Consider the following 13,851-nt stretch of genomic DNA (forward strand, 5'->3'; position numbering starts at 1 on the left):
CATTCCTTAAACCGTACGATGTGTCGGAATGGAAAGTCGCGGAACAAATCTTTGCTGTCATAATCGCTATCAAGCAAGTGCGATATTCATGCGAGTCGATTAGGCAGGAGCGGTTCCGCTCTCTCTTGAAGAGGACTGCCCGCAGTTTACTTTGGAATCGAACACAGTCGCGGCCCAACGGTTTGCCCGCGGCGACGGCGATCAGTAAAAAGTACCGCTCCAGTATTTGAGAATTCGAGGGATTGTAGATGTTGCAACTAAAAAGCCTTGTAAGACTCTCAATCCCCATGTTGGCCGGTGCGGCATTTCCATTCTCGATCGCTAATGCGCAGGTGCCGGTTAGCCAAAATCGAATGGCCCCCACCCTGCAAATGCGAGCTCCTGGGGCGGTTGAGCGTGAGCTTGAGTTTTCAAGGCTAGCCGAAGACGTTGAGCGATACGAACAGTTCTCTCTGCTGCGACGCGCTGTGAAGCTTGCGATGCCGAGCATTGTTCATATTGAAGCGATCAAGAATTCCAGCACCGATTCCTCGCTCACTTCTTCGCGTTCCGACAATCGAAAGATTGAAGAGGCTGGGGCTGGTGTTATGGTCGACATCGGGGGCAATCAATACGCGATTACAAACCGTCACGTCATTCACGCGGCAGACTTGCGTTCGATCCGTATTGAAACGTCCGAGCATGTGCGACTGCGACCCGTGCGAGTTTGGAGCGATGCGTCGACAGACATTGCCGTTATCCAAGTCGACGGCGAAGCGTTTGTGCCATCGCACATCGGCGACAGTGACGTGGTGGAAGCGGGCGATCCTGTTTTTGCCATCGGCAGCCCATTCGGCCTCAACCACAGCGTGACCTCGGGGATTCTGAGTGCGAAAGGTAGGCGTAATCTGGATCTTGGTAATCGTGCAATCGACATCCAAAACTTTTTCCAGACCGATGCGGCCATCAATCCTGGTAACAGTGGCGGACCATTATTCAATCTGCGCGGCGAAGTGATTGGGATCAACACAGCGATCGCTAGTAACTCGGGTGGAAACGAAGGCATCGGTTTTACGATCCCAATCAACTTGGTAATGGCGGTTACCGAGCAACTTGTAAGCAGCGGCCAATTGCAACGCGCTTACTTGGGCGTTCAAATGGACAACCAGTTCGACGAGACTAAAGCCCGCCAGTTTGGCTTGAAGGCACCGACGGGGGCCTTGGTAAAGACGGTTCGCGACGAATCGCCAGCGAAGATTGCTGGACTGCGGATTGGCGACATTATTCTGTACTTTAATGGCGTCAGGATTGAAGACGACGGTCACCTGGTTCAGACGGTCGGGCTTTCTCCGATCAATCAACCGATCAAAGCAGTCATCTTGCGTCAGAATACGCAGCTTGAAGTTCTAGTCGAACTAAAATCGCTCCCAGATATCTACTAGTTGTCGAGGCTGGCGTACGCTCGGACGCTTCCGGGGATCCCCACGGCTGCAGGTCAGATCGATTTCTGTTGTCTTAACTGTTTCTCCACGGGTTCAGCTGTGGCCTACGCAAGGGAAGTGAGATGGTTGAACGTTTGCGTTTGGCCAGACTGCGAACCGGCCCGGGGATAAACCGCATCGAACCAAATCGGCGTCCACCTCTCTTTCCCGCGTGTGAAGCTATGCCGATTCGTCAGTGCGATCGTGACGCGAGCGAATTGTGCGAGCTTGCCGGTTGCTCCGCCTGAACCCACAGAATGGGGAATCAGGTAGGGCAACTTGGCAATTAAGCGTTGAATAAATGGGCTCCAGTTCGTATTCTGGAGATCTTGGCAAACTTATCAATTTGTATGGGCGATACCCTACAAACGTCGTTCGGAGAACCTTTTATGGCCACTGTTGCAAAACCCGCTACCGCTACCACACTTATGAAGGGGGCTGATATCGTCGTCAAGTCCTTGGTGGATCACGGTGTGCATACGGTGTTTGCTTACCCTGGCGGTTGCTCAATGCCGATGCATCAAGCACTAACTCGCTACAGTGCGCAATTACGCACCATTCTTCCTCGTCACGAACAAGGTGGCGCCTTTGCGGCTCAAGGCCTTGCACGCTCGACTGGCGAAGTTGGTGTGGTCATGGCGACCAGTGGACCAGGTGCGACGAACCTCGTAACTGCGATCGCTGACGCGAAACTGGACAGTATTCCGCTGATTGTAATTACCGGTCAGGTTCCGACGGCTGTAATCGGCACAGATGCGTTCCAAGAGACGCCGATCGTTGAAGTTTGTCGCGGAATTACCAAACATCATTATTTGGTTACCAAAGTTGACGACGTCGCACGCGTCATGAAAGAGGCGTTTCACATCGCTACGACGGGACGTCCAGGTCCGGTTTTGGTTGACATGCCAAAAGACGTTCAGATGGACCAGTGCGAAGTTGATTGGGATGTTCCGATGAACTTGCCAGGCTATAAACCCAGCAAGCATCCCAATGCAAAACCAGAACAGATTCGCCAAATCGCAGCTGCGATCAAGCACAGCAAGCGCCCGATTGTTTACTGTGGAGGCGGGATTATTAATGCAGGCGCTTCGCAGCAAATTCGCGATTTGATCGCCAAAACCGGGATGCCAATCACTATGACCGTCATGGGGTTGGGGATCTATCCCGGAGACGAGCCGCTTTCGATGGACATGTTGGGCATGCACGGGTCGGCTTACGCAAACTATGCAGTCCGCGATTGCGATTTGCTGCTAGCGTTTGGCGTTCGCTTCGATGACCGTGTCACCGGCAAGCTTCAGGAGTTTGCCAAGCACGCCAAGATCGTCCACGTTGACGTTGACCCTTCAGAACTGAATAAAAATAAAGTCGCGCATATTTCAGTTTGCAGCGACATTGGTTATGCACTTTCGGAGCTGAACAAGATCGTTGAAAAGCCGACAGAGATCGGTCCGTGGGTCAAGCATTGTTCGGAGATGAAAGCGAAGCACCCGTTCGACTATGATCGGGCCTACGAAGGCATCTTGCAGCAGCATGCGATTGAAACACTTTCCAATCTAACGAAGGACCGTGAAACGTTTGTAACAGTCGGCGTCGGCCAGCACCAAATGTGGGCCGCACAGTTCTTCAAGTTCCGCAAGCCGCGCACGTGGCTCAGCAGTAGCGGATTGGGCACGATGGGCTTTGGCCTTCCCGCGGCGATGGGTGTCCAAGCGGCGAATCCAGATGCGCTTGTCATTGACATCGACGGCGATGGTTCTTTCCAGATGAATATTCAAGAGCTAGCGACGCTGCATTGTGAAAAGTTGCCAGTCAAAGTTTTGTTGCTGAACAACCAGCATCTCGGGATGGTCGTACAGTGGGAAGACAGATTTGAAGGCGCAAACCGCGCACATACCTATCTGGGGCCCATCGACCACGAGGAAGCGAGCGGTACGGGTAAAACCGAACCGCATTCGTTCGTCGAAGCCCGCTATCCGGACTTTGTGCAAATTGCCAGAGGATATGGATGTGGAGCAGCAACGGTTAGCAAACGTTCCGAGTTGGAAGCGGCACTTAAGGAAATGATCAATTATCCAGGTCCTTACGTACTGGATGTTCAAGTCCCCTACCAAGAGCATGTGTTGCCCATGATTCCATCAGGCCGCACTGCCGACGACATGATTTTGAAGTAAGCGACGTGTCGTCGTCGCTACTGAATACTTTTTGGTCCAGTGCATCAGTTTGTTAGCATTGCAGTTGTACGAGTTAAACTATGAAAGATGAACTGGCCACGATTATTCAGTTGTTGGAGCAAGACCAGCGTTACCGATTGGATGCTTATCGGTTCGTTCGTGAAGCACTAACATACGCTCAAGAAATCTTGCGTATGCCGGGGCAGAGCGAAAAGGGCGCGGGACGACAGCACCTGACCGGTCAACAGCTTTGCGAAGCAATCCGAATCTTTGCAAACGAACAATATGGCTATATGTCAAAACTGGTTCTTAACAGTTGGGGCATCTACGCTACCAGCGACTTTGGCGAGATCGTCTATAATTTGATCCGCATCAAGGAAATGCGCAAGAGCAAGTCTGATAAACGCAGCGATTTTGACAACGTTTACGATTTCGACGATGCGTTCAAGCCTGTGTTCGAGCTGAACAATGACTGAACCAAGTGATGCAAACACGGATGCATCCGGCGATGTCAGCGTTACTAAGATCTCGTCTGACGGCAATGGCCGCAAGGAAACCAAAGAGCTCGGTGGCGTTAAACCCAAACCGAGCTTGTTGCAGCGCATTCGCCCAGTCACAATTTTCTGGGCCCTTCTCTATTTAACGTGGACTGGATATTTGATCTACGTCTGCTACCAAATCAGTTCCTGATCGACAGCGCAATCTTTAAAATCCGGTTATTGAGCCGGAGCGGACAAAATCTGTTAGCAAAAAAGATGTCGCGCAGGTCGACGCGTGGGCAGTGTCAAATGGTTTTAAAAATACTGTTGGGCTACGCAGACCGCTGGTGGTAAAAACGAACTTGCCAACCTGCGAAGGGCTTCTTCCTGAGTTCGAAATCATTGTGGTAGCGGCGGCGGCATTGCCGGAGATGAGAATTGTGCATTTGCTGGTCTGCGAAGCTTCATCACCGCAAAACCAATAATCGCGGCAACCAACAGCAAACCGATGCCCATGAGTGGACGAACAGCGATCCAGGATAATCCGATGACGACGAGCGAAGTGCAGAATCCCAACAGAGTCGCCACTAAGAACATGAGACCTCCCGTTAGGCGTCCAAGCAGCGGGATAACACTCACGATTGCACTCAAAGGACTTAGGAACATGGCAAATCCAGTGACACTTAGCGCGAAACCCACAAACCTCAAAACCCAAGCCATCGTGTTATTCTCCGATACAAGCTTTTGCATCACTTCCTCGGCCGTCAATGTTCCTGCGTAAAGGCGCTGGATGGTCTCGCCGTTCGAAGTAGTAAATGGTCCAAAGGTCGGACCCCGAAGTTGCGCGACCAAGCTCACGTCACACGCTGGCGTCTTTTCAAAGCGGATACGAAGGTCGCCGATCCGAGGCGTATTCGGTTCTGGGCGTGTCTCGCTGCGAAACATCTCGCCGTTTCGAAATGCTACTTTCGAACGCTCCTCTTCGCTAAGGTTTTCCAGCACTGCTCCTTCGACAATGGGGACAGGTATCGCATTTGTGATGTCGTCTTTTTGCTGACTGTTCAAGCGATAAGCGCCAACGAACACTAAGTTCGCCGTTTGACGCTGGCTGCGCAATGGCATTGATGGGTTTTCATGGCCAACCGATTCACGGAACCGACTGCTGTCGATCGGCTCATCCTTCCACACCTGCCGGTAGGAATAGACGACTTTTTCGGTTTGTGCCCCCGATTTCTTTTTGTTCTCGCGTTTTTCTTCCCACTGGAACATCTCGACGTGCCGAACTAGATGGATTGCATTTTCGCGTACGAAGAATTCTTCGTCTTCCAGAGTTTCTTCGGTATCCGCTCTGCCGCTCAAGTGCACAAGGCGTTGATCAAGGCTGGCGTCGATCTCCATAGGATTCGGAACCGATACTACAACTTGCTTTGCTTCTGCAATACCTTTGGCTCGATGGACAGTTCGATACTCATTCCAGCCATGCAGCACCATGGCAACAGGGATCATCAAAAATCCGATGATCATGGCGAAGAAGGAATTCTTTACCCGCGAGATATAACCGAACATGATCCCTACTCCACAAAAGCTAATCTGTATGTGTCTGTCGCTCGAACATCATAGCTGAACCTTGTGGTGCATTGAAGCTTGGGCCGCAGAGAAATGTTGGTCGAGCCCTATTGCTTGTGGTTCTCGTTCCGTCACCCCAATACAGTTCTGCTACATTATGGACAGGCAGGTAAGGATCAACCTCTGGAAAGGTTCTACCTCCTATAGCTAGACATGCGACCGGTATCGGAGGAAAATCTTCGTTCGTGGAAGCCGTATAAAGTTCGCGGTGGATTCTTAACAAGAATCTAGAACGGAGAGTGAAAATGTACTGGACGATTCTGCTGCTCGCCAACATACCTCTTTTTATCTTGGTCGGCTGGCTTGTCTTTGATACCAAAGAAACGGCGGCGGATTCTTTTGCCGATTCTCTAACTAGCCTCGTTTACGTACTGCTGGTTGGTTCTTGGGTAAGGCTGGCCAGGGACCAAGAGGGGCTTTGGGAAGTCGCTTTGTTTTTACTCGTGTGCGCAGCCATTGTATATGGCGAACACTTTCTTCTTTCCAGTTACTTCTTCCAATAACGCGAGTTTGGCAATAGAGTGCGTAACTAAGAGGTCAATTTATTGGGCCGCATAAGATTGGACAAATCATCGGACAGATAGTGCTTTACGATCGTTGCGAAACGCTCGAATTGAATTGGTTTGCTGAGAAAATCTGAGTACCCGCTTTGAAGGCAGACTTCGCGGTCCGAATCCATTGCATTGGCGGTAAGAGCAATGATCGGAAGCGAGAATCCCAGGTTACGAATTTCTCGAACAGCCATAATGCCATCCATCTTAGGCATTTGAACATCCATTAAGACCATATCAAACTGTTCTGAAGAACCGTTGCGGCTTTGCAGCATTGCGATTGCTTCCAAACCATCTTCTGCTTGAAACGGCAAGCCACCTATCTTCTTAACGAAAGCGGCTGTCAGAACGCGAATGTCGCGGCGGTCGTCCACCACCAAGATACGTCGCGGCTGCGCAAGTCGCATAGCAGAAACTTGGCCTGTCGCGGGAGCTATGTCCGCGATGCTAAGCGATTCGGGCGTTATGTAAGTGGAGAGTGTCGGAGCCTTACCATTTACTCGATCTAGCGTCAGGGCAAAAACGCTACCATATCCGATGCGACTTTGAACCTGGATTGAACCGTTCAACATGAGCGCAAGTCGCTGACTGATCGCCAGTCCTAAACCGCTACCGCCGAATCGACGTCCGATAGAAGTGTCACCTTGCTCGAAAACCTGAAACAGCTTCTCCAGATACTCGTGCGAGATTCCAACACCCGAATCGACAATTTCAACGACCAGCTGGTCCGTTTCAAGACGATAGCTGCTCCGCACCTGAACCGAACCTTTCTCGGTAAACTTGATGGCGTTGCCGACCAGGTTAATTAATATTTGTCGCAAGCGAACTGGATCGCTCTCAATCTCGCTCGGAAGTGGCGCAGTGAATTCGACACTCAAGTGCAGTCCACGCTCGACGGCACGGATGTTCATCAACGAGCAAACGTCTTCAACAAGTTTCCGTGGGCAAAATTTGACACGATCGATCTCCATTTTGCCCGCCTCGATCTTTGACAAATCGAGGATATCATTCAGCAGGCTGAGAAGAAATTGACCATTGCGCCGAATCGTTTCAATATACTCTTTTTCTGCGTCATTTTTTGCGACCAAGAGGTCAGCGTAACCAAGTATTGCCGTCATAGGCGAGCGAATTTCATGACTCATGTTGGCCAAGAAATCACTTTTCGCTTGGTTCGCCGCATCAGCTAAACGCCGAGATGCGCGTAATTCAAACTCGGTCTCCTTCTGGGCCGTAATATCACGCACAGCAAGCAGAGAATAAACAGCGCGAGAAGTTCCATCAGCCTGATCCTGATGAACCCAGTTTTTGCAAATGCTCAGCCACCGAGTTTGTCCGTCCGGCCGTATAATGCGATGCTCACATTCAAACCGTCGATCGGGTGAGGCGGCTGCGGAAGCAATCGTCTCCAATAATCCACTTCGGTCGTCAGGGTGGAAAAGGTTATGAACGGTATCTCGGCTAACTACTTTTTTCTCGACAGGAAGGCCGTAAATTTCGGCCATCACCGAAGTCATCGTAATGGTATTGGTGCGGTAGTCGATCTCGCCTAGTCCCAGACCACCAACTGCCGTTCCGATTTGCAATTTCTGTTCGCTGCGCCGCAGTTCTTCCGCCACTCGCAGCTTGTCGGTAATATCGGTATTTGTACCCAGCAATCGAACAACCGTTCCCGACTGGTCGCGAATCGGCATCATTCGAGTTAAGAACCAACGATACTCGCCGTCAATCCCGCGCAATGGAAAGGTGTCCTCCCACGGCTCCCCCTTCTCAACCGAAGCTGTGAAGCGTGTCAGTACGTTGTCCAAATAGTCCGGGTGATGAACTTTTTGCCATCCCCACCCTCGCATTTCTTCTAACGTCGTACCGGTGAACTCATACCAACGTTTGTTGTACCAAAAGATTGCGCCATCTGGTTCCGCCATCCATGCGAGCTGGGCCATGTTATCTGCCAGCATTTGGAAGCGAGATTCGTTTTCGAAAGCTTCCAACTCGTGGCGACGGAATTCGGTAATATCCCGCGACATAGCCACAATGCGGTCTGGCCTCCCAGCTTCGTCAAATATGGGAGAAACCGTTACGTCCCACCATTTCGGAGTGCCTTTGGCAGTGGGGCAGAATCCGCGGAATCGCGTCGACTCACCCAACAATGCCTTACCGAATGACTCCCTAACCAACAATTGCGACTCGTCAGGCCACATCGTGTGCCACTGACGATGACGTACCTGCTGGAAATCATCAATCTCCATCAAACAGGTACCAGGCTCGCTCATGGCTAGCAGTCGAGCGTCAGAATCCAGTACCTTGATGCAATCAGGAATGCCATTCAAGAGTGCCTGAGAAAGCGCCGACGCAAATCGAATGTCCTGCATGAGTGAAGCGCTATCGGTCTGTTCAACTTTGCAAAGATAGCCTGCCAGAAACTTGTCTCGTCCAATCTTACGATATCTCCGCAACGTGACTTCGGTGATTGCTCGTTTTTCAAGCTGGCATTGCAGCAAAATTGGTACGCCATCGAATCCGACATCTCCCTGGAAGGCGTCCCGCAGGTCAGCACGAGTCTGTTCCGCGCAGATCCAAATCGGGAGATCCCAAATGAACGAATCGACGAAACTCGCAAGATACGCGCAGAGTTCACCATCGAGCGAAACAGCGCTGCATACTCGGCCATCGGCCAACAGGTCGATTTCAAATGCAAGCAGATGATTTTCCAATGAAGTCTACAAATTGTGTTTGTGATGACAAAGTGTTCAGTACGCCCCAATTTACTTTGCCGCCAAGCTTACGAACAGACTCATTCCCTCCAGACAGCAGACAATCGTGAACGCAGCTACGGGAAAGAGGATACAAGTGCATCGTAGCTGGCTTCGCAAAGAAGCCGGGGATGAGTTGGCGAGCTTTGCTGTTACGCCACGAGCACTGCTGGACAAGCCAGCAGTGGCATACTATTCAAGAAACGATCCGCATTCAGGATACGCACCCAGGTTCATCAGCGTTCTAGGCGAACGCAGCTACTGCAAGATCGTTCTAGGCGAACGCAGCTACGGACGTAAAACCCGCGTTCTTGGCGAATGCAGTTGTGTAAGGAGAAGCCGTGTGTGAACTAGCCGGCGAGTTTGTGTTGGCGGTCGGATACTGGAAGCTCTTCTACGCGTGGCTCGTACCGATATTGCATCAAATAAGCGTCTTCCGTCGAATCTTCGTAGAAGTCACGCAACACACTAATCGCCCGAAATCCGCTGGCTCGGAAAAAAAGCTGAGCCGATAGGTTGCTTTCGCGAACCTCCAACATGATTCGGTTGCGACGCTGAAATGCAAGCTTTCCCACGAGTTTGTCGATCATGGCGGTCGCCACGCGAGAGCGACGGAAGTCCTCGTGCACTGCGAAATTGAGCACATGCAGACGATTCTTATGCAGCTCGTAGATCATAAATCCAACGATCTGCTCGCCTCGCTCCGCAACCATGCCGATGCAGTTGCGTTGACGCAAGCAACGGATAAAATCATCCTCGCTCCATGCAAACTCGAAGCTCTGCTTTTCGATGTCCAAAACCGATTGCATGTCGCGCCGAATCATCCAACGGATTTGAACTTGCGACCTGATATCATCAACTTTGGGCATCCCTGGCTCCTTCCCTGCAGAATCGAATCATTCGCCGTTTATTACTTACTGGCGAGTCGCTAAAGTAGCAGAGCGGTTCGTTCAAACCAAGATCGAAAGTTGCCCAAAAGCGGACTGTTCAAGCTCCGATCCAAAGGTTTTATGACACGCTCCAATACCGAAGAAAATCGTATCGAACTTTACGATTACGATTTGCCACGCGACCAAATCGCTCAACAACCCCCAGAACAACGTGTTTCCGCACGTATGATGGTCGTGCATCGTGACACAGGTCGCATCGAACACTGCCAAGTCCGGGATCTGCCTCAGTTCCTGCGACCGGGCGATTCCGTCGTCGTCAATGATACCCAAGTCATTCCGGCCCGGCTAATCGGGTTCCGAACGCTCACTGGCGGCCGCTGGGAAGGGCTGTATCTGCAGAGCGACCCGGAAACGGGTATGGCTGATATGCTGTGCAAGACGCGCGGAAAGATGGCTATCGGCGAAACGGTTACTCTCCGCGATTGCGACGGTCGCGAAGTTCAACGGCTGGTCTTGATTTCGCAGCAAAAGGGAGGGCATGCAATCTTTCGTCCCGAACCCGCCGCCGATTGGCAGACTATTCTAAAACAGAGCGGTCGCGTGCCGTTGCCGCCCTATATTCGCAACGGCGAGATGATGTCGGAAGATATCGAACGTTATCAAACCGTGTTTGCTCGCAAACCAGGCTCGGTCGCCGCTCCCACCGCCGGGCTCCATATCACCCCAGATCTCGTAAAATCGATTCGCGAAGCCGGCTCGGCCTTCGTGACCAGCACGCTGCATGTCGGCATTGGCACTTTCCGACCAATTCAAGTCGACGATCTGAACGAACATCGGATGCATTCAGAATGGTGCGAGCTAACCGAACCGGTCGTAAAACGTTTGCAAACCACGCGCAGCGAAGGGGGCCGAATCGTCGCGATTGGGACGACGACTGTCCGCGTGCTCGAGTCGGTGGCTAGCAAGCATGATGGTGTCCTGAAGCCTTGGCAAGGTGAGACCGATTTGTTCATCACTCCGGGCTTTAAGTTTAACGCGGTCGACGCGCTGCTGACCAATTTTCATCTACCTCGCAGCTCTTTGCTGGTTATGGTGAGTGCCTTTGCAACGCGAGAATTGATCCTTCGTGCGTATCAAGTCGCTGTCGAAGAAGGCTACCGCTTCTACTCCTACGGCGATTGTATGCTAATCCTGTAGGGGCCCCCTGTTGTCTGTCGTTGTCTGTCTCGAAAGTGAGTGCTCCGTGGTCCCAGCTGAATCCCTGCTCGACGTCGACTCAAAAGCCGTCGATATGTCTGTGAAGTTGGGGCGATTGGAACTGCCGAACCCAATCTTGACGGCTTCGGGTACATTCGGTTACGCCCGTGAGATGGCCGGTATGCTCGACTTGAGCAAACTAGGTGGTGTGCTTCCCAAGACGATCACGGCTGCTCCTCGGCCAGGGAACGCTCCATGGCGAACTGTCGAGACTACGGCAGGCATGCTGAACGCGATCGGTCTGGACAATGACGGGATCGATTACTTCTTGGCAAACCACTGGCCCTATCTGCGTTCGCTGCCGACTAAAGTGATTGTTAGTATCGCGGGCAAGAGCAAGGACGAGTTCATTGTCTTGGCGGAACGGATGAACGAAGCGGACGGAGTGGCAGCGTTGGAGCTGAATATCTCTTGTCCAAACGTAACTGGCGGGGTCGATTTTGGGACTAACCCTCAAGCTTGTTACGACGTGGTTGCGGGCGTGCGGTCGGTAAGTCGATTTCCGATTATTGCCAAATTGACTCCAAACGTAACTGCGATTGCTCCGATCGCCCAGGCCGCAGCAGAAGCCGGCGCTGACGCGGTGAGTTGCATTAATACGGTGCTTGGGTTGGCTGTGGACTGGCGTCGCAAACGCGCATTGTTAGGAAATAAAGTCGGAGGCCTGAGCGGGCCAGCGATTAAGCCGATTGCGCTGCGTTGTGTCTACCAGATTGCTGCTTCGGTAAAGATACCGATTATTGGCATCGGTGGGATTTGCAACATCGATGATGTGATGGAGTTTATAGTTGCCGGTGCGAGCGCCGTTCAGATCGGGACCGCGAACTACTTTGATCCGCTGGTTTCAGAACGACTCGTTAGCCAGATACCGGAAGCCCTCGCGAGCATCGGAGCTAACAGTGTTGGCGAGCTGATCGGGGCCATGCACACGAGCACATCTTAGTCGCTTTTCGGGTGCCACTGCTGGCTTGCCCAGCAGTGCCGCGGCCGCGGGGTGCGTTTGCGGTTGCGGTTAACTTTGCCGGTCGCGGAGGCGTTTTCGAAGCGTTGCCACTTTGGTTGTCAGAACATCCAACTCCAACTGCTCGAGGGTAGCCGCTTCTGAGACGGAATCGCCGAGCAGCTCCTCCAGCATCATTACAGTCTCAATAACCATCGACTTGCGTCCCTTTTCAATGCCCTCCTCACGTCCTTTCGTGAGTCCTTCTTCGCGTCCTTTCTCTAGCCCTTCCCTCAGCGAACAGGCGATAGCCCATTCGTAGTCTCGTTGAGCTTTCTCGCGTTGATCGTACATCTGCTTGTCCTCCGTCTTGGCCGATATTTTTTCTATCGTTGAAATGGCTTTTCCAAACTCAATTCCGGGCAACAACTCACGCAGCCTGCCGGCATCATAGTCCTGAGCTCGCAGCAACAAGAACGCCCACTGCTCAATCTTCGGAGCAGTCAGAATTGTCGCTTCATCCAAATTATACTTCGATAATTCGACCGTGTGGACTTCAATCCCATCTGGCAATTCGCGACCACTTTCCAAATCAACCATCTGAAAGCGATGATGCGCCTGATCTCCCTTAAAAATGTTCGGCTTCAGCAAACAGATTGAAATCGCCGATCGTAGCGTAGTGTAATTCCCGCCTACATTGAGCTGGCTGGTGTACATGTCGCAAGCGTAGTAAACCAACCGTTGCAGCAAGCCGGTAAACCCCGACACCCGCATTTCGACGTTGAACCAGCGACCGCTGGAATCGAGGCATCGCAGGTCGAGCACAATCAGCTTGCCCTGTTCAAACTCTTGCATGTTGAACGGGTTCTTGATCTCCACGTTCACAATCGGGTTAGCGAAGTTGAGGATTGCGTTTAGTAAACCAATCAATGCTTCTGAGTTCTCTGGCGAACCGAAGATCTTTTTAAACGCAAAGTCGTTCGTAGGTTTAATCCCAAGCAGCATCACACAAGTCCTTCCTCGGCTGGCACGATCAGACATCACTTCCACCGACAGAGCATTATAACAAATCGCACGAAGTGTCGATTGCCCTCATCCCGTAGCTGCGTTCGCCAGAACGCGGGTGAATCATAGTGCGATTCCGGAAACGATGGAGCTATCGGAATTGGCTTCGTTTCCTAAAACGGTGTGCCACTGCTGGCTTGTCCAGCAGTGCCGCTGCCGAGGGGTGCGTTTCCGGTTGCGCAACCGGCTTCTAGGCGAAGCCAGCTACGATGCGCGTGTAAGATGCGATTGTGCTCTTCCCGTAGCTGCGTTCGCCTAGAACGCGGTTGCAGCTCGGTGCGTTTTCTGAAATTGGTAGTTTCCTACAACGGTGTGCCACTGCTGGCTTGTCTAGCAGTGCCGCGGCCGCTGGGTGCGTTTCCGGTTGCGCAACCGGCTTCTTGGCGAAGCCAGCTACGATGCGCATGTACGATGCGCGTCTACTCTAACGTAGCTGCGTTCGCCTAGAACGCGAGTGAATCATAGTGCGATTCCGGAGACGATGGAGCTATCTGAAATTGGTAAGTTTCCTAAAACGGTGTGCCACTGCTGGCTTGTCCAGCAGTGCCGCGGTCGAGGGGTGCGTTTCCGGTTGCGCAACCGGCTTCTAGGCGAAGCCAGCTACGATGCGCGTGTACGATGCGCTCGTGCTCTAACGTAGCTGCGTTCGCCTAGAACGCGGC

11 protein-coding genes are annotated in these 13,851 nt (G+C 52.2%); 7 read left to right on the plus strand and 4 right to left on the minus strand.

What is annotated here, in order from left to right; genetic code table 11:
- Nucleotides 1-248 precede the first annotated feature (248 nt).
- The 4 genes from SH451x_RS09695 (at nt 249) to SH451x_RS09710 (ending at nt 4,321) form a co-directional block, all read left to right on the plus strand.
- Nucleotides 249-1,421: a S1C family serine protease gene (locus SH451x_RS09695; protein ID WP_479362255.1), complete on the plus strand. Its 1,173-nt coding sequence runs from the start codon at nt 249-251 to the stop codon at nt 1,419-1,421.
- Between the two features lie 428 nt (nt 1,422-1,849).
- Nucleotides 1,850-3,631, plus strand: coding sequence for a biosynthetic-type acetolactate synthase large subunit (ilvB, locus tag SH451x_RS09700; protein WP_479362256.1), 1,782 nt, complete (start codon nt 1,850-1,852; stop codon nt 3,629-3,631).
- 80 nt (nt 3,632-3,711) lie between these two features.
- Nucleotides 3,712-4,107: a Minf_1886 family protein gene (locus tag SH451x_RS09705; RefSeq protein WP_479362257.1), complete on the plus strand. Its 396-nt coding sequence runs from the start codon at nt 3,712-3,714 to the stop codon at nt 4,105-4,107.
- Nucleotides 4,100-4,321 (plus strand): hypothetical protein, encoded by a 222-nt coding sequence (locus tag SH451x_RS09710; RefSeq protein WP_479362258.1) that lies wholly within the window; start codon nt 4,100-4,102, stop codon nt 4,319-4,321. The genes SH451x_RS09705 and SH451x_RS09710 overlap by 8 nt, the downstream gene beginning before the upstream one ends.
- Nucleotides 4,322-4,509: 188 nt before the next feature.
- Here the strand turns inward: SH451x_RS09710 and SH451x_RS09715 are convergent, their stop codons facing one another.
- The gene (locus SH451x_RS09715; protein WP_479362259.1) at nt 4,510-5,676 is read right to left on the minus strand and encodes a TMEM43 family protein; all 1,167 of its coding nucleotides are present in this window, start codon (nt 5,674-5,676) and stop codon (nt 4,510-4,512) included.
- Between the two features lie 305 nt (nt 5,677-5,981).
- Between SH451x_RS09715 and SH451x_RS09720 the strand changes: the two genes are divergently transcribed.
- Entirely contained in the window at nt 5,982-6,239 is a 258-nt protein-coding gene (locus SH451x_RS09720; protein WP_479362260.1) for a hypothetical protein, read from the plus strand.
- A gap of 26 nt (nt 6,240-6,265) precedes the next feature.
- Here the strand turns inward: SH451x_RS09720 and SH451x_RS09725 are convergent, their stop codons facing one another.
- Both SH451x_RS09725 and rimI read right to left on the minus strand, forming a co-directional pair.
- Entirely contained in the window at nt 6,266-8,998 is a 2,733-nt protein-coding gene (locus SH451x_RS09725; RefSeq protein WP_479362261.1) for a PAS domain-containing protein, read from the minus strand.
- Between the two features lie 389 nt (nt 8,999-9,387).
- Nucleotides 9,388-9,861 carry a ribosomal protein S18-alanine N-acetyltransferase gene (gene rimI, locus SH451x_RS09730; RefSeq protein ID WP_479362898.1) on the minus strand — a complete coding sequence of 158 codons (474 nt, stop codon included), beginning with the start codon at nt 9,859-9,861 and terminating at the stop codon, nt 9,388-9,390.
- Between the two features lie 186 nt (nt 9,862-10,047).
- Between rimI and queA the strand changes: the two genes are divergently transcribed.
- Nucleotides 10,048-11,124, plus strand: coding sequence for a tRNA preQ1(34) S-adenosylmethionine ribosyltransferase-isomerase QueA (queA, locus tag SH451x_RS09735; protein WP_479362262.1), 1,077 nt, complete (start codon nt 10,048-10,050; stop codon nt 11,122-11,124).
- A 94-nt stretch (nt 11,125-11,218) separates the two neighbouring features.
- Complete coding sequence (locus SH451x_RS09740; RefSeq protein ID WP_479362899.1) at nt 11,219-12,127, plus strand: dihydroorotate dehydrogenase; 909 nt, start codon at nt 11,219-11,221, stop codon at nt 12,125-12,127.
- Nucleotides 12,128-12,196: 69 nt separating this feature from the next.
- Here the strand turns inward: SH451x_RS09740 and SH451x_RS09745 are convergent, their stop codons facing one another.
- A complete protein-coding gene (locus SH451x_RS09745; RefSeq protein ID WP_479362263.1) occupies nt 12,197-13,129 on the minus strand; it encodes an Rpn family recombination-promoting nuclease/putative transposase in 933 nt (310 codons plus the stop codon).
- Nucleotides 13,130-13,851: the final 722 nt, after the last annotated feature.

The organism is Njordella aestuarii, assembly GCF_056494165.1.